General features: G+C 43.6%; 13 protein-coding genes, 2 pseudogenes and 1 CRISPR repeat array. Of the genes and pseudogenes, 11 read left to right on the top strand and 4 right to left on the bottom strand.

Annotated elements, in window-relative coordinates; translation table 11 throughout:
- Positions 1-204: 204 nt before the first annotated feature.
- Positions 205-441 carry a DinI-like family protein gene (locus C5471_RS08495; protein WP_133815931.1) on the bottom strand — a complete coding sequence of 79 codons (237 nt, stop codon included), beginning with the start codon at positions 439-441 and terminating at the stop codon, positions 205-207.
- A gap of 333 nt (positions 442-774) precedes the next feature.
- On the opposite strand from C5471_RS08495, the gene C5471_RS08490 reads away from it, so the two are divergent.
- Positions 775-1716 carry a Kdo(2)-lipid IV(A) acyltransferase gene (locus tag C5471_RS08490; protein WP_133815932.1) on the top strand — a complete coding sequence of 314 codons (942 nt, stop codon included), beginning with the start codon at positions 775-777 and terminating at the stop codon, positions 1714-1716.
- A gap of 564 nt (positions 1717-2280) precedes the next feature.
- Positions 2281-3819, top strand: a complete 1539-nt coding sequence (locus C5471_RS08485) for a peptide MFS transporter (protein WP_133815933.1) — start codon at positions 2281-2283, stop codon at positions 3817-3819.
- Between the two features lie 117 nt (positions 3820-3936).
- Here the strand turns inward: C5471_RS08485 and C5471_RS08480 are convergent.
- From C5471_RS08480 to C5471_RS08470, 3 genes and pseudogenes are all read right to left on the bottom strand, one after another.
- A pseudogene (locus C5471_RS08480) lies at positions 3937-4059 on the bottom strand (type II toxin-antitoxin system RelE/ParE family toxin); the annotation flags it as partial.
- 117 nt (positions 4060-4176) lie between these two features.
- A complete protein-coding gene (locus C5471_RS08475; protein ID WP_133815935.1) occupies positions 4177-4569 on the bottom strand; it encodes a hypothetical protein in 393 nt (130 codons plus the stop codon).
- A gap of 224 nt (positions 4570-4793) precedes the next feature.
- A complete protein-coding gene (locus C5471_RS08470; protein WP_133815936.1) occupies positions 4794-5627 on the bottom strand; it encodes a MurR/RpiR family transcriptional regulator in 834 nt (277 codons plus the stop codon).
- A 304-nt stretch (positions 5628-5931) separates the two neighbouring features.
- Here C5471_RS08470 and C5471_RS08465 point away from each other — a divergent pair, with 304 nt between their 5' ends.
- The 9 genes and pseudogenes from C5471_RS08465 (at position 5932) to iolB (ending at position 16838) form a co-directional block, all read left to right on the top strand.
- Positions 5932-7443, top strand: a complete 1512-nt coding sequence (locus C5471_RS08465; RefSeq protein WP_133815937.1) for a CoA-acylating methylmalonate-semialdehyde dehydrogenase — start codon at positions 5932-5934, stop codon at positions 7441-7443.
- A 16-nt stretch (positions 7444-7459) separates the two neighbouring features.
- Positions 7460-9394, top strand: a complete 1935-nt coding sequence (gene iolD, locus C5471_RS08460) for a 3D-(3,5/4)-trihydroxycyclohexane-1,2-dione acylhydrolase (decyclizing) (protein ID WP_207627261.1) — start codon at positions 7460-7462, stop codon at positions 9392-9394.
- 356 nt (positions 9395-9750) lie between these two features.
- A complete protein-coding gene (gene iolG / locus C5471_RS08455) occupies positions 9751-10737 on the top strand; it encodes an inositol 2-dehydrogenase (RefSeq protein ID WP_133815938.1) in 987 nt (328 codons plus the stop codon).
- Between the two features lie 117 nt (positions 10738-10854).
- Positions 10855-12525, top strand: a complete 1671-nt coding sequence (locus C5471_RS08450) for a solute:sodium symporter family transporter (protein WP_133815939.1) — start codon at positions 10855-10857, stop codon at positions 12523-12525.
- Positions 12526-12718: 193 nt separating this feature from the next.
- Complete coding sequence (locus C5471_RS08445; protein ID WP_133815940.1) at positions 12719-12922, top strand: hypothetical protein; 204 nt, start codon at positions 12719-12721, stop codon at positions 12920-12922.
- Positions 12838-13053: pseudogene (locus C5471_RS08440) on the top strand (Gfo/Idh/MocA family protein); the annotation flags it as partial. The gene C5471_RS08445 and the pseudogene C5471_RS08440, both read left to right, overlap by 85 nt.
- 75 nt (positions 13054-13128) lie before the next feature.
- Entirely contained in the window at positions 13129-15033 is a 1905-nt protein-coding gene (locus C5471_RS08435) for a bifunctional 5-dehydro-2-deoxygluconokinase/5-dehydro-2-deoxyphosphogluconate aldolase (RefSeq protein ID WP_133815941.1), read from the top strand.
- A gap of 39 nt (positions 15034-15072) precedes the next feature.
- Complete coding sequence (iolE, locus tag C5471_RS08430) at positions 15073-15963, top strand: myo-inosose-2 dehydratase (protein ID WP_133815942.1); 891 nt, start codon at positions 15073-15075, stop codon at positions 15961-15963.
- Positions 15964-16010: 47 nt separating this feature from the next.
- Positions 16011-16838, top strand: coding sequence for a 5-deoxy-glucuronate isomerase (gene iolB, locus C5471_RS08425; protein ID WP_133815943.1), 828 nt, complete (start codon positions 16011-16013; stop codon positions 16836-16838).
- A 51-nt stretch (positions 16839-16889) separates the two neighbouring features.
- A CRISPR array of direct repeats spans positions 16890-17278; the repeat unit is 28 nt; unit sequence TTTCTAAGCTGCCTGTACGGCAGTGAAC.
- Positions 17279-18229: the final 951 nt, after the last annotated feature.

Genomic DNA, 18229 nt, shown 5'->3' with positions numbered 1-18229 from the left:
GCCATCAAGCAGGTATGATAACGAAAATGATTTTCAACGAGTAGTAATTTGTAACGCGGTAACCGGAAATCAATAATAAAATGGGAGGTCTTCCCCTCCCATCGATTGATCATGAAATCCTTCACATCACAGATTATAGGATAAACACCTCAGGTTACTCGCAACCGACAGGTTTAACTGGCTGTAATTTAGCTTAACCCTCATTCAGGGCTGGAACCAATCATCAGCACTTTCCCATGTTTCTTGCAGAATTTCTTCAACAACTTTCCTGTCATCGGGAGTACCACCCCAGACAGATAGCCCATCATTACCCGCTAACTTCACATGGGTTTTAATATCAGGCCAACGGCGTTTAAGACGGTTATCCAGTTCTACAGCAAGAGCAGGGACAGCACCTTTTGGCAGCTTCTTAGATTTATCAATAGTCACTTCTACATGCATAGTTTTTCCCTCCACGAACATTACTGTTTATACAAACAGTAATATTATCCACTCACATTGTAAATAGCTTCTGAATAACTATTTTAGTGATTATTTATCAATAAGTTATAAGATATCATTCTTTGCGGATAGCAAAACTGGATGACAGACCAACACGCTACTCTACTAGAGAAAGAAAACAGCAGGCAGTTGAGTAGAACCGGCCAGAACATGACTCACAATCGATATCCTCAACATTTCATGTCTGAAAACTTCGATATCCCGTCAAAAAGTGTCACAATAGGTGAATTGTTTTGTCCATCTTATTTGGAACCATAAATAACCTGAGAATCCATGATACACGCACCTTCTTTTCAACGCTCATTGCTTCATCCCCGTTATTGGCTTACCTGGTTTGGTATCAGCCTGCTTTACTTGCTGGTCCTGCTCCCCTACCCCATTATTTATTGGATAGGCACCCGTCTGGGCAGATTCTCCATGCGCTTTTTGAAAAAACGCACCAGAATTGCCGAAAGAAATCTTGAGCTATGTTTTCCGGAGATGTCGCAAGAGAAACGCAGTGAGCTGCTAATAAAAAACTTCGAATCCGTCGGAATGGGGATATTTGAAACAGGTATAGCCTGGTTTTGGCCGGACTGGCGGGTAGAACGCTGGTTTAAAGTTACCGGGCGGGAAAACATCCAGAAAATCCAAGCTCGTGGACAAGGAATTGTCGTTATCGGTGTTCATTTCCTGACGCTGGAACTGGGCGCCAGAATTCTCGGTTTACTCAATCCGGGAATTGGTGTTTACCGCCCAAATGATAATCCGGTCATGGATTGGTTACAAATATGGGGACGACTGCGCTCCAACAAATATATGCTGGATAGGAAAGATGTCAAAGGCATGATCCGCTGCCTGAAAAATGGTGAAATCGTCTGGTACGCACCCGATCATGATTACGGCCCACGAAATAGCGTATTCGCGCCACTATTTGCGGTAGAACATGCAGCAACAACCACAGGAACCTCTATCCTTGCGCGTCTCGCTGATCCGGCAATGATCCCATTTACCCCCCGCCGTCTGCCTGACGGAAAAGGTTATGAATTAATTATTCAACCTGCGGTAGATGGGTTCCCTAAAGATGATGAAGTGAAAGCAGCAGCTTTTATGAACAAAGTCGTGGAACAGGAAATCTTACAGGCTCCTGATCAATATATGTGGCTACATCGTCGCTTTAAAACCCGGCCTAATGGTCAGCCTTCTCTGTACGGGCAGGCTGACAAAGTTCATTAAATATCATTATGGCTGTTTCTTCATCCAAGAAACGGCCATAATGAGTTTAAATACAGCCTGATAGTCTATTACCCTATTCCAATATTGGTGTTGTACCTTTTAATCCTATTCATGACCGATTTTTATACAAAAAATAGAAACTAAAATGGCTAAATAAAAACAAAGCTAACAATCAAATGACTGTACTTTTTTACCTTTCATTATCACTCTCAATATCTGGACTCTGAAAAAATTATTTATATCTCATAACTATTATTAAATGACTTTAAAATCTTTTTATTTACGAAAATATGAATAAGTCAATAGTTCTCATCATTACGTGATAAAAAATGAGATTTCTGTCGAACTTTACCATGAAAAATGGAATATAAAGCACGAGATATCCTGTTTATTAATAAAATTAGCCGGAAAGTATGTTAAAAATATATTAATAAGACAGGATGTCATTTACTAAAAAAGCGTGGCTTTTTTGTTTGCTCTAAACCAACGCTGAGAGAGCTTTTCAAGAGCTTGATTTGTTGCACACACTACACTCCCAGAGTGCAGTATTACAGGAAAACTTAGATGCAATCCTCTATTAACAACACAAAAAACCGAACCTTTTTTGGGCACCCTTATCCATTAAGTTCGCTGTTCTTCACAGAAATGTGGGAACGTTTCTCTTACTACGGCATTCGCCCACTACTGATCTTGTTTATGGCGGCATCCATCTACGATGGTGGTATGGGTATTCCTCGTGAACAAGCAGCTGCTATTGTCGGTATTTTTGCCGGTAGTGTTTATTTGACTGCCCTGCCTGGCGGATGGCTGGCAGATAACTGGTTAGGTCAACGTCAAGCCGTCTGGTATGGTTCGATCATTATTGCGTTAGGGCATCTGTCTATCGCACTTTCCGCTTTTTTAAGTCATCACTTGTTCTTCATCGGTTTATTACTGATCGTATTAGGTACAGGACTGTTTAAAACCTGTGTCACTGTTATGGTCGGAACTCTGTATAAAAAAGATGACCCACGTCGTGACGGTGGTTTTTCCCTATTCTATATGGGAATTAACATTGGTTCCTTCATTGCTCCGCTGGCTACAGGCTTGCTGGTTCGTGACTATGGCTGGCACTGGGGTTTTGGTATCGGTGGATTGGGAATGCTGGCTGCCCTATTGATATTCCGTTTCTACACGATCCCTTTGATGCGCCAATATGATAAAGAGGGAGGTTTGGATTCAAATTGGGATCGCCCTACAGTAAAGCGTAAAAACGTCGGCAAATGGGTCTTTGCTACTGTTATCGCTATAATTGCCATTATTGCTCTGCTAATCCTTGGTATAATTCCATTCAATCCGGTCACCGTAGCCAGCACAATGGTCTATGTGATCTCATCTTGTGTAATACTTTACTTTGCCTATCTGTTCCTGTTTGCCGGCTTAAGCAGTAGTGACCGTTCGCGCCTGCTGGTCTGTTTTATCCTGCTGGTATCTGCTGCATTCTTCTGGTCTGCATACGAGCAAACACCAACTTCATTCAACCTGTTTGCCAATGATTATACTGACCGTATGGTAATGGGGTTTGAGATCCCGACAGTATGGTTCCAGTCAATTAATGCACTGTTTATTATCCTGCTGGCCCCCGTATTCAGTTGGTTCTGGCCCAGATTGGCAAAAAACAACATCAACCTAAGCAGTATCAGTAAATTCATTATTGGTCTTTTGTTAGCCGCTGGTGGTTTTGGCGTGATGATTCTGGCTGCGCAAAATGTGCTGGCAACAGGTGAAACCGTTTCTCCTTTCTGGCTGGTATCCAGTTCTCTGTTTCTGACACTCGGTGAACTGTGCCTTAGCCCGATTGGCCTTGCTACTGTGACGCTGCTGGCACCATCCCGAATGCGTGGTCAGGTAATGGGCTTGTGGTTCTGTGCAAATGCACTGGGTAATCTGGCCGCAGGCCTGATTGGTGGACATGTTCGTGCAGATCAACTGGACAGCCTGCCTGATCTGTTCTCCCGCGTATCTCTGGCTCTGATTATTTGCGCGGCCGTGTTGATGGTGTTAATTGTCCCCATCCGCCGTCTCCTCAATTATGCTGATAAGTCAGAAGCAAAAGCTCAATAATATTTATCGCCAGCATAAAGCCATCTGAATCATAAGATGGCTTTATGCCCCTAAAAACAAACTCATCAGTGTACTGCCGTTATGATTGATGGCTTAACTATATTTATTTCCCTCAGTTTAATAGTTATGAGGATCCAGATATGTATCAACTGCAATACCATCAATCCATTGAAAAATAAGCCTGTATTGCCTGTTCACCCTTATTGAGCACCATCCCCTTAAATAACCATTCAAATGTTCAACTGGGAAGCATAGCCGGACAAAAAAGCAATATCAGCCAAAGGGTTACGACTGTTAACCAATAAATTATAGAGGTGAACTCATTTAATTTACTATTCAAATAACTTTGAATAGTGATCATTTCTTATCAAAAAAGTTACTTCTGGTCATTCCCCCGTTCTGTTCAATTCGATGAGCTCGCTCAATATCCCGCTGGATTGAATCATTAAGTCTATGATTCAATCCTCCATTGATCCCATAATTAAATCGTTCATCATCCTGCCAGCGTTCGGCATATCTTTTTGTTTCTTCAACCTGTTTTTTCTGTTCCCATTTTTTCACAAGTTCATTATCCGCAGTGAGTTTATCCACATTCAAATGGTTGGATTCAAGATTTTCTCTCTGCTTCATATATTCTGCCGATGGCTTATTGTCTGCCGGAATATCACTTTTGTAATGGAAATTTAAAGCAAATGACTGGAAAGAAATTGCAGATAAAATGACGAAAATGTAACGCGATCCTTTAATCATCGTGTGATCCCTCTTTAAAACCATAACTCCAAACGATTATTAAATAATTATTGTCAATAGGAATCAACAACATTTACGTATAAAAAACCGGTTATCAATATCAGGTTTACATTTTGTTTAAACAGAGATTTTTCCACTAACCCGGTAGAAATTAACCCGCCGGCACCAACGGGTTAATAATTGATTAAAGTGTTCATCAGGAATACAAGAACGTCACTTAAAAATTAAATAGTGTTTCCTTGCCGATAAGCCAGAGCAACTGCCAAAGATTGCACTAAACACAACGTTGCAGACTGGGAACGAAATGCATCCACCTGTGCTTCTTTAACCACAAAACAGACATCACTGAAACTGGCAAGGGGGCTAATCTGGCTATCAGTAATCACTATCTGTTTCGCCCCGGCCTTCGCTGCCCTCTCACTGATCATCACTGTCTCTTCTGCATAAGGGGTAAAGCTGATTGAAACGACAACATCTTCTTGCCCAATTAAGTTAATTTGCTCCCTGAACATCCCCCCCAAACCATCCACTAATAATGGACGGCATTCCAGATGACTCAATGCATAAGAGAGATAAACAGCCACACTGAAAGAACGGCGCAGCCCAATAATGTAGATATTCTTAGCTTGAGCCAATAAGTCTACCGCGTTTTTTAAATCTCCAGGGGCTGTTCGGGTAGCTAACTGTTGCATAGCCTGCACATTTGAACGAGCAAATTCCTGCAAAATATGCTGTGGATCTTCCAGCGGCTCCTGCTCACCATCCAGTTCCCTGAATAATCTGGCTCTGTCTGCATAACTGGCGGTCTCTTCTACCATATGCACACGAAATAGCTGTTTCATTTCATTAAAGCCGCTGAAATTAAACGCATTAGCGAAACGAATTAATGTTGATGGAGGAACATCAGCTTCTTTGGCTATCACAGCAACCGTATCAAAAGCCATACTATTAGTATTATCCAGCGCATATCGGGCTACTTGTTGCAAGCGTTTACTCAATTCACCATAGCGTGAACGGACTTGTTCTTGAAATTCATTCAGATTCGATGCTACAGACATAAATCCCCCATAAAATTTATCGCCAGCAATTGTAATAGTTTTGCAGCATAAGATGAATCATATTTCATTTTTATAGTTGAAAATGAAATATACAATCCATTAATTTTCATGATTTACTATTATCATCATATTGATTAACAACTAATTAGTTACCTAATTACCAACTATTCATAAAAACATTACGCCGATCACACCAATTGCTTTTTGCGCCAAATATCATTGAAAATGAAATAAATATTCCATATACCTGTTACCAACGTTTCTGATTCAGTACAAACATTAACATCTGCAAGAGAGGCTTAGAATGGAACAAATAAAGAATTATGTCAGCGGGCAACTCATTCCTAGTCACAGCACCCGTTTTTCTCCTGTTTTCAATCCAGCGACGGGAAAACAGATACGTCAGGTCGCACTAAGCACAGCCGATGAAGTTGAACAGGCAATTGCAACTGCTCATCAGGCTTACCGCGAATGGTCTAAAATTTCACCGCTTAAACGTGCCCGTGTGATGTTCCAGTTCAAAACATTACTGGAAGCCAATATAGACAAATTAGCGCAACTGATTTCAGAAGAGCATGGAAAAATCTACTCAGATGCTATCGGTGAATTAACTCGTGGTCTGGAAGTCGTTGAATTTGCCTGTGGCATTCCTCATTTGCAAAAAGGTGAACATTCCGCTAATACCGGAACAGGCGTCGATAGCCACTCATTGATGCAACCTTTAGGTGTTTGTGCCGGTATCACCCCTTTTAACTTCCCGGCAATGGTTCCTATGTGGATGTTTCCTATCGCTCTGGCGACAGGAAACACTTTCGTATTGAAGCCTTCAGAAAAAGATCCTTCTCTTGCTGTTGAATTGGCACTACTGCTTAAACAAGCCGGTTTACCTGATGGCGTATTTAATGTTGTCAACGGCGATAAAGAGGCAGTTGATGTACTATTGACTGATCCGAGAGTCCAAGCCGTTAGCTTTGTTGGTTCTACCCCTATCGCCGAATATATCTACACGACGGCCTCTGCTCATGGGAAGCGCTGTCAGGCACTCGGGGGGGCAAAAAACCACTGTATTCTCATGCCGGATGCGGACCTTGATATGGCTTGTAACGCCATTATGGGTGCGGCTTTTGGCGCGGCAGGTGAACGTTGTATGGCATTGTCTGTGGTATTAGCGGTTGGCGATGAAACCGCTGATGCCTTGATTGCAAAACTACATCAACAGATCAGTAAAATGTCTGTCGGCCCCGGTATGACTGCAAGTAAAGAGAATGATATGGGCCCGGTTATCTCAGCCCAGCACAAAGCCAAAATCTGTGACTATATCGCCAACGGCGAAGAACAAGGGGCCAGCCTACTGATCGATGGCCGTCAACTCAATGTTCCCGGTTATGAAAATGGCTATTTTATTGGCCCAACGCTGTTTGATAACGTCACCCCAGAGATGAAAATCTATCAGGAAGAGATTTTCGGCCCGGTCCTGGCCATTGTTCGTGTACCTGATTATGCCACCGCACTAACGTTAGTTAATCACCATCAGTATGGTAACGGTACCGCCATATTCACCTGCGATGGAGAAACCGCCCGCCAATTCAGCGAAGAGGTACAGGCCGGTATGGTCGGCATTAATGTCCCAATTCCGGTACCAATGGCATTCCACAGCTTTGGTGGCTGGAAACGTTCAATTTTTGGTCCACTTAACGTTCATGGCAATGATGGGGTCCGTTTCTACACCCGCATGAAAACAGTCACCAGCCGTTGGCCGGAAAGTATCAGGTTAGAACATCATGCCAGCAGTTTTATCATGCCAACGATGGAATAAAATGGAGTTCTGTAGCATGAACAAATCAACAATGACAACCGCTCAAGCATTGGTGAAATTCCTGAATCAACAATATGTGGAAGTAGACGGTGAACAATCCCCCTTCATCAGAGGAATTTTTACCCTTTTCGGCCATGGTAATGTTGCCGGATTAGGCCAAGCACTGGAGCAAGATCCCGGTCACTTGACCGTTTACCAGGGATGCAATGAGCAAGGCATGGCCCATATCGCAACCGGTTTTGCCAAGCAGAAAAAGCGCAAACAGATTTTCGCTGTGACCTCCTCTGTCGGCCCTGGCTCTGCCAATATGGTAACCGCCGCTGCAACCGCTACAGCTAACCGGATCCCGCTGTTGCTATTACCCGGTGATCTCTTCGCCTGTCGCCAACCTGATCCGGTTTTACAGCAAGTTGAGCAATTCCATGACGCTACTATTAGCACAAACGACTGTTTCCGCCCTGTTTCCCGTTACTGGGATCGTATCTCCAGACCGGAACAACTCATGAGTACAATGATTAATGCCATGCGGGTTCTGACCGATCCCGCTGATACCGGCGCTGTCACAATTTGTCTGCCGCAAGATGTTCAAGGCGAGATTTGGGATTTTCCTGACTATTTCTTCCAAAAACGGATCCATCGTATTGAACGCCGCCCAGCATCTGTCGCCATGATCAACGATGCAGTGACACTCATCAGCCGCAAGAAAAAGCCCTTGTTAATCTGCGGTGGCGGTGTGCGCTATTCAGAAGCCCATGAAGCTTTCCGTCAGTTCGCAGAAAACTTCAATATCCCTTTTGCTGAAACACAGGCAGGTAAAAGCGCGGTGGTTGCCGGCCATCCACTTAATTGTGGTGGTTTAGGCACAACAGGCTGTCTTACAGCCAACCTGATAGCCAAAGAAGCGGATTTGATTATTGGCGTCGGCACCCGGTTTACTGATTTCACAACCGCATCCAAGTCGCTATTTCAAAATCCAGAGGTTGAATTTCTCACTCTCAACGTAGCGGAATTCGACGCCGGTAAACTGGATGCGGTCCCTGTTGTGGCAGATGCCCGGGCAGGATTAACTGCTATTGCAGAGCAGCTTATTCAATCGAATTATCGCAGTAGTTATCAAGATGAAATTTCTCAGGCGCAGGCAGTGTGGCGAAAAGAGTTAAATCGTCTATTCGAAATTCAGTATCAGGAAGGTTTTACGCCAGAAATCCCCGGTCATCTTGATGATAAATTGGAAGAATACCGCCAGACATTACAAACCCGCCTGACACAAACCAGGGTATTGGGATTACTGGATAAATACCTTGAACCCGAAGCGATTATTGTTGGTGCCGCAGGTTCCCTACCCGGCGACTTACAGCGGGTATGGCAACCTAAACAACCGGATACCTATCATCTTGAGTATGGCTATTCCTGTATGGGCTATGAGATAGCCGCTGCTATTGGTGCCAAACTCGCTTGTCCCGACCAACCCGTTTATGCCATAGCGGGTGATGGCTCTTATATGATGCTTCATTCAGAGCTGCAAACCGCAGTACAGGAAAATATCAAAATCACCGTGCTACTGTTTGATAACGCCGGATTCGGCTGTATCAACAACTTGCAAATGAGCCAGGGAATGGGCAGTTTTGGTACAGAAAACCGTTACCGGAACCCAGAAAGTGGTGACATGGATGGAAAACTGATTAAAGTCGATTTTGCCAAAAATGCCGAAAGCTACGGCTGCAAAAGTTACAGCGTTCACGATGAACAACAGCTGTTTTACGCATTACAGGAAGCCAGAAAACAGGCCTTACCCGTATTGATAGATATCAAAGTACTGCCGAAGACCATGACACATGATTATGAATCATGGTGGCGAATAGGAACGGCACAGGTAGCGAAGGATCCCGCGATAGAATCCGCATCAAAGAAAATAAAGGAGATGATTGCAACCAAGATACGTCAGTATTAACGGTTGACGGCTTGCCATCTGGCAAGCCACCTTCCCTGATGAATTTCAACACTGTTTTTGAAATTTTTATTTCGAAAATAAACTGTTTTACCCTTTTATTCAATCTTTATGCTAAACGCAGCAATAACTTAATCGAATCGATATTTTCATTGGTTTTTAAAGGAAAAATAGTTTATTCCGGCCAGTACGAATTTTACTTTACGTGATCTGATTAACATAAATCCAATATTATAATTACAAAATGCTATCCGGCACGCAAAAATATAATTTCAAAATACAGTTAAATTGAAATAAATGTTTTATTTGATATATTCCTGAATATCCCAAAAGCAGTCCTCAGGTATCAAGGAGCATCCATGTTCAACATTGCATTATTTGGCGCCGGGCGTATTGGGCAGGTACATGCAGCGAATATCGCTAATCATACAGAAACCTGTCTTTATTCCGTTGTCGATCCGAACCAAGAAAGTGCTGAATCTTTAGCACGGAAATACCAGACAAAAGTACAAGCCGTTGAACAGGCAATATCGGATCCGGAAGTTCATGGTGTTCTTATTGCCTCAGCGACGGACACTCATGCAGATCTGATCGAACTCGCAGCAAAATATCACAAAAAAATCTTCTGCGAAAAACCGGTTCACCTTGATATTGAACGTGTTCATCACTGCCTTGAAACCGTTAAACAGTATCAAGTCCCCTTATTTATTGGTTTTAACCGTCGCTACGATCCGCAATTCCGACGGTTAAAAACACTGTTTGATACCGGCACAATAGGCAAAGCCGAATCTCTGCTCATTACTTCCCGTGATCCCTCGCCTCCCTCTGCTGAATACGTCAGAGCCTCTGGGGGGATGTTCCGGGATATGACAATACATGACTTCGATATGGCACGTTTTATTCTCGGTGAAGAACCATGTTCAATATATGCCCAAGGCAGTAATCTGGTTGATCCGGCAATTGGGCAAGCAGGTGATATTGACACCGCCTTTATCGTTATGAAATTCCCATCAGGCGCAATGGCAACTATTACTAACAGCCGCCGCTCCGGTTATGGCTATGACCAGCGGATTGAACTACATGGTGAAAAAGGGTTGCTTAGTGCCGGTAACCTCAAAGAAAACAGCGTTGAACTCTGGGAAAACACCGGCTGTTTAGCCGCCAAACCAGAGCACTTCTTCCTGCAACGTTACCGAGATGCCTACATTGCTGAATGGGATCATTTCGTCAATGTCATGGCTGACCGTACCACATCAGAATGCAGTGGTTTTGATGGCAAACAGGCACTCTATCTGGCCGATAAAGCGCTTGAATCCCTGCACTCTGGTAAAGAAATCAAATTATAAAACAGGCCACACCGGAATAACTGACTCACAATTTATTTTCACAATAAAAACGGGAAAAACCCCTTTCCCGTCAGCTCATTTCTGCCTGAAAACCGGCAATCAGGCGTGGAGGATAATATGTCAGCTTTTCTCTCATTTATCGGATTTACCCTATTAGTCGCTGGCTTTGCTTATTACAAAACACATAATGCCCGGCTGACAGAATCCACTGAAGGCTATTTTCTTGGCGGGCGTTCTCTCACCGGTATTTATATCGGTAGTTCTATGCTATTAATGAACCTTTCTACAGAACATTTAGTCGGTCTAAATGGGTTAGCATTCCGAGCCGGATTTATCGTCATGGCCTGGGAAGTAATAGCCGCGATTACCATTGTTTTATTTGCTATTTATTTCCTGCCTAAATATCTGAAATTCGGCATTTCAACCATTCCTGAATATCTTGAACGCCGGTTTGACAAAAATACCCTGCTTATTACCTCAATACTATTCCTGGCTATGTATGTCATTTCACTGCTGCCAATTGTGTTGTATACCGGTGCGATTGCATTAGAAAGTCTCTTCCAGGTTTCAAATGTATTCAGCGTCGATAAAACCACAGCGTTATGGGTTATGGTTTGGGGTGTCGGTGGATTAGGTGCCATTTACGCTATCTTTGGGGGTATTAAAGCGATTGCAGTGGCGGATACGATTAACGGCGTCGGCTTAATCGTCGGTGGATTAATGGTAACAATTTTTGCCTTGCTGTATGTCGGCAATGGCGATGCCTGGCAAGGGTTAATTGCAGTTTATCAGGCTAACCCTGATAAATTTAACTCTATCGGCAGTGAGGATTCGCTGGTTCCTTTCTCCACTTTATTTACCGGTTTAATTGTTTCCAATATGTTTTTCTGGTGTACCAATCAATCAATCGTTCAGAAAGCGCTTGGTGCAAAAAATTTGGCCGAAGGGCAAAAAGGCGTCATGTTGTGTGCCTTCTTTAAGCTCATCATTCCATCCATTATTATTCTGCCAGGCATTATTGCGTTCCATATTTTCAAAGGACAAATAGATAACCCGGATAATGCCTATCCACAATTGGTACATCTGGTTTTGCCTGAAATATTGGTTGGCTTTTTTGCGGCTGTCGTTGTCGGTGCCGTATTCTCCACATTTAGTGGAGGACTTAATTCATCTGTGACACTTTTTATCGTTAATATCTACAGACAACGCATCAACAACAAAGCAACCGAAGCTCAAACCGTCGCTGTTAGTAAATATCTGGGGCTTGGGTTGGCTTTAATAACCATGATCGTTGCCCCATTAGTTGCTAATGCGCCGGATGGCCTGTTCTATCTCATTCAACAATTACAGGGAATTTTTAACGCCCCCATTCTTAGTGTGGTACTGGTCGGCTTAATGACTAAACGTGTGCCCCCTATTGCCGCTAAACTCGGCCTGCTATTCGGTATGTCCGCTTATATTATCTGTAACTTCATTTTAAAAATTGACCTGCATTTCTTTCATTTGGTCGGTATTTTATTTGCCCTCAATATTATTTTCATGCTGACTATTGGTTATTTCTTTCCAGCCAAACCATTTGCAGATGTTTATACCGAGCAAGTAGATATTACGCCGTGGTCTATGGTGAAACCTGTTGCATGGTTAATTGTTTTGGGCGCGATTTCTATGTACGTATTTCTCGCACATCATGTTCCCACAATAATAATGATTATTTATTACCTGATTGCGGCACTAATCCTGCTTTATCTGTTCTCTAAAGTGGGTAAGGTTCTGTTTAAGAAACAATAGAAAAATCTCTTTATAACGCTATGTTATCTGAAAAATCCTGATCAGATCACAACTCGAAATTAATATTTCTAAAAAAGTTTAACATGAAACAAACATTCCGTATAACAGGTGTGCGACAACAACCAGGGTTAACAAACACTCAAAAACCTACTGCACGCAATAAACGGTTTGTCAGCTTTAATTCGGAGAAACCATGATGAAAAAAATTCGTATCGGATTAATTGGTGCTGGTTACATCGGGCGGGCACATGCAATTGCTTATACACAAGCTCCGACTGTTTTCCCTCTGGCCGGCAGACTCGTGTGTGAAATCACCCTGATTACGCACCATTCTGCAACGGCGCGGGTCATGGCATCGGCTTCAATGATCAAAAAACAGTGGAAATCAGGGATTTGATTAATGGTATCGCCAACAATCAAGAAATGTGGCCGGATTTCACCGAAGGCTGGAAAGTCTCGCGTATTCTGGATGCTATTGCCCATTCTTATAAAGAACAACGCTGGGTGAATGTCACTGAAATTAATTAATTTTTTTAATTAACGCTCCATTATCGGAGCACACCATAGCAACACTTGATGTTGTACTCAATAAGGAGTTGTTCAATGGATCAGCAAAAAAAGTTTGATGTTATCTGTATGGGAAGGATCGCCGTTGACCTTTATGGTCAGCAAATCGGGGCTCGCCTGGAAGACATGGGAAGTTTTGCAAAATATCTTGGTGGTTCTTCCGGTAACGTTGCCTATGGTACTGCCCGTCAGGGACTTAAATCTTCCATGCTGGCCAGAGTTGGTGATGAACACATGGGCCGTTTTCTCCGGGAAGAGTTACAACGTGCCGGGTGTGATACCAGCCACCTGATTACTGATAAAGAACGTCTTACTGCACTGGTGCTACTGGGGATCAAAGATAAAACAACTTTTCCGCTGATTTTCTATCGTGACAACTGCGCCGATATGGCGATTACCCGTGATGATTTCAGCGAAGAATACATTGCATCAGCCCGTTGTTTGGCCATTACCGGAACACACCTCTCTCATCCGAATACCCGCGAGGCAGTATTAACTGCCCTTAACTATGCCCGCCGTAATGGTGTGAAAACGGTTCTTGATATTGATTATCGCCCTGTACTTTGGGGGCTGACTTCTCTGGGAGATGGTGAAACCCGTTATATCGAATCAGAACAGGTAACCATCCAGTTACAGGAAGTGTTATCACTGTTTGACCTGATTGTTGGAACAGAAGAAGAGTTTCACATTGCGGGCGGTGCCACAGATACCATCGAAGCACTACGCAATATCCGTGAACAGACTTCTGCGGAACTGGTCTGCAAACGTGGGCCACTGGGATGTTCTGTTTTCACCGCTGCAATTCCTGATGATCTGGACGATAGCATTACCGTACAGGGAATTCAGATTGATGTCCTCAACGTACTGGGTGCGGGGGATGCTTTTATGTCCGGCCTGTTGCGGGGCTACCTTAATGGCGAAGGCTGGGAGAAAGCTTGTGCCTACGCCAATGCCTGTGGTGCATTAGTTGTTTCCCGTCATGGGTGTGCTCCGGCAATGCCAAATAAAAAAGAGCTTGATAACTATCTGTCACGAACCCATCAGGTACCACGCCCCGATTTGGATGAAACACTAAATCACCTTCACCGTATTGGTGCCCGTAAAAATCAGTGGGATGAACTGTACGTGATGGCATTTGACCACCGTATCCAATTTATCGACATGGCTCGTCAAGCCGATACCCGCCTCAAGCGGATCCCATTATTAAAACAACTTTTACTGCGTGCCAGCCGGGAAGTGGCCGCAGAAGCTGGATTACAAGGAAAAGCGGGCCTGTTATGTGACAGCACTTTTGGTCAGGATGTTTTAAATGAAATGACCGGCCAGGGTTGGTGGATAGGCCGGCCAATTGAACTCCCTGGCTCCCGCCCGCTCTGTCTGGAACATGGCAATATCGGTTCCCAACTGATCGACTGGCCGCTGGAACAGATCGTTAAATGTCTGGTGTTTTTTCATCCAGAAGATGCTCACTCGCTTCGTTTGGAACAAGAGAAAAAAATTCAGGAAATTTATGCCGCCTGCGGTAAGTCCGGCCATGAACTTTTGCTGGAAGTGATCTTACCTGCGGAAATGAAACATGCAGATGAATACTATATCCGGGCGCTCAAACGCTTTTATAACCTTGGCATTAAACCGGATTGGTGGAAACTTCCACCTCTCAGCGCCGATAGCTGGGACAAGATTAACCATTTAATCCAGCAACGGGACCCAGATTGCCACGGCGTAGTGATTCTTGGTCTTGATGCACCACAGGAAGAACTCAAAGCCGGTTTCAATGCCGCAGCCGGAAAATCTATCGTTAAAGGTTTTGCTGTCGGAAGAACCCTGTTCGGTCGGCCTTCTCTAGAGTGGCTAAAAAATGAAATTGATGATAACGAACTGATTCAACAAATAAAAACCAACTATCACAACCTGATTAGTCTGTGGCGTCAGCGCGGATAGGAATATAACAAAATTATTTCATCTTACTGGAGACTCATAATGACGGTTCAACTTGGTATTAACCCTCTAACCTGGACCAATGATGACTTGCCCACTCTTGGCGCAGAAACCTCGCTGGAAACCTGTTTAACTGAAGGCCGTCAGGCAGGCTTTACCGGTTTTGAACTGGGCAATAAATTCCCTCGTCAAGCCAGCGTACTCGGCCCCATTCTTGCCGCACACGATCTAAAACTGGTCTCCGGCTGGTACTCTGGTGAATTACTCACCCGTTCGGTAGCAGAAGAGATTAAAGCGGTACAGGCTCACCTGACATTGTTACGCGAACTGGGGGCTAATGTGATGGTATTTGCTGAAGTGACAAATTGCATTCACGGCTATCAGCGCAAGCCGGTCCATCTTCGCCCTCAATTTCCCGCTGATCGCTGGCAAGAATACGGTGAAAAACTGACTGCATTCGCTCATTACACTCAAGAACAAGGCGTTCAGATTGCTTATCACCACCATATGGGAACCGTCATTGAAACTGCGGAAAATATTGATTATTTGATGAAAAATACCGGAAATGAAGTTGGATTGTTGCTAGATACCGGCCATCTGACATTTGCTGGTGCTGATCCATTGGCGGTTGCAGAATGCTGGGCAGAACGAATCAACCATGTTCACTGCAAAGATATCCGCCCTGATGTCCTCAAGGATGTGAAAAATTGTAAAACCAGTTTCCTTAATGCAGTGCTGAATGGCGTATTTACCGTACCGGGAGAGGGTTGTGTAGATTATCCGTCAATTTTTCAGGTACTAAAAAAGCACCATTATAACGGTTGGCTGGTGGTTGAAGCAGAACAAGATCCTGCCGTTGCGCACCCGCTCACCTACGCAACGATGGGTTATAACAACTTACACAAATTTGCCAAGGATGCCGGATTGTTTTAATTAATCACGACTTGACTTACGCAAAAGCAATACTGAGGGTAGATAATATGTCCAAATTATTATCAAAATATCGTGCACCGGATCAAAACAAACGCACTCAACATATCACGCCGGAATTTGCAAACTGGAAATATGTCCACTTCGATGTTTATGAATTGGCTCCAAATGAAAAAATCTCAATACCGGCATCAGAAAACGAAACCTGTCTGGTGCTGGTGGCTGGGAAAGCCACGGTCACCACGCCACATCAGAAATTTGCACATATTGGTGATCGCATGGGGCCATTTGAACGCAAAAAACCCTATGCAGTTTATATCACCGCCGGAGAAGCGGTTGACGTCATTGCCGACACGGCTCTCGAACTGGCGGTATGCCAGGCACCGGGTAAAGGAAATTACCCGACGCGCCTGATTGCACCACAAGATATTGACGCAGAAAAACGCGGGCGCGGCTACAACCAGCGCTATGTTCACAATATCCTGCCGGATAACAAACCGGCTGATAGCTTATTAGTGGTCGAAGTCTTTACCGATGAAGGTTGCACCAGCTCCTATCCCAGCCATAAACACGATATGGACAACGAACCACAGGAAACCTATCTGGAGGAAACCTACTACCACCGCCAGAATCCATCTCAAGGATTCTGTATGCAACGCGTCTATACCGATGACCGTTCACTGGATGAATCAATGGCTGTTTACAACAAGGATGTCGTGATGGTTCCTAAAGGTTATCACCCAGTAGCAACCATTGCCGGTTACGACAATTATTATCTCAACGTCATGGCCGGACCAACCCGCAAATGGCTATTTACCTGGGAAAAAGACCATCAATGGGTTAATAGTGAAGAATATGCTCAGAAACATAAGAATTGATGCATATCGCCAGGAAGCAAGATTTTTTCCCCTTTTAGCGCACTCAATTGAGTGCGCCGCTGCCTGTACGGCAGTGAACTAGTTAAAATTATCCCCTTGATTTGTGGATAATTTCTAAGCTGCCTGTACGGCAGTGAACAAGGGAAGCTGGAGTCGCGTAGAGTTCGAACTTTTCTAAGCTGCCTGTACGGCAGTGAACGTTTCTATTTTCTCAACATTCAAATTAATCGCTTTCTAAGCTGCCTGTACGGCAGTGAACGGTCAAACCAGTCGTTTATCTTAGCTGGTATCTTTTCTAAGCTGCCTGTACGGCAGTGAACTTTCAGGCTTTGCAGGAATAAATCTGTGTCATTTTCTAAGCTGCCTGTACGGCAGTGAACATAGAAAGTGATAATGGCGGGTTAACCCAGTTTTTCTAAGCTGCCTGTACGGCAGTGAACTGTTGCATATTAACTTTAATCTATTGATTATTAAAGAGCAAAACGACTATAAAGGAGAAAAACCCTTTTTCCAAGCACAAGATAATCTCTTAATTAAATCAATGAGTTATAATTAACCACTAAAAAAGGGTCAAAAATAGCATCCTATTTCTGGTCCCTTTCTATAATAAACTCGTAGAAAAGCCATGTTATTGCGGGTTAAAATAGTGTAAATATTGCCACATAAATTAACAACAGTAGTTCCGTGTCACGTCGTTCATTTCGGAGTATTGATGCTATGATAGGCATAACGCAGTCCGTTTGGTGATTTTTGACGATTGATCAGATCGTCAAAATCGGACTGAGTTCCCTCCAGTGATCTACTCTTTTGAAATCTTATTTAATCAATAAATAAACCCAGTACCGTGGCGGTAAAACGATACATTGGATCCTCACGCCAGTTTCAAATTGCCTGATTACTTACTGGATGAACAAGGAAAAACTCAAACAGATACATGGCAACACTAATGCAACATTGGGGCTTGTCGGGGAAAAATCTGTTCCGCTATGCTCCACGATATCAAACATTGGGCAATACCATCCCCTCGCATCCCACTCTCGCCTGTTAGGCTTGAAACGCTAACTGCGTTACAACCGCACCACAAAAAAATTAGTGACTTACGTCACACTTTTAAAATTAATCGGATATTAACCAATCAAACAAACGCGACACCATACATTTTTTGTTATATTTTTTCGATCAGATATTAAACAGATAAAACTATTCATTCTTTGTCTTTACTCTCTCTGAGGTAACCCATGGCATAGCAGCCCAGGTTACCTGTTTGATTGCTCAATGAAGGTTATCAACAAGACTATCAGCAACAGACTGCTAGCAACCTCATTGTCTTAATGCTTTTCCTCAAGGCGGTCCCTTTGACCCCTTGATTATTGATGACTACACGCAAAAAC

This window comes from Photorhabdus tasmaniensis (genome assembly GCF_011189505.1).
GTDB classification, from domain to species: Bacteria; Pseudomonadota; Gammaproteobacteria; order Enterobacterales; family Enterobacteriaceae; genus Photorhabdus; species Photorhabdus tasmaniensis.
The sequence above is the reverse complement of the archived record's forward strand: the minus strand, read 5'-3'. Positions and strand labels throughout refer to the sequence as shown.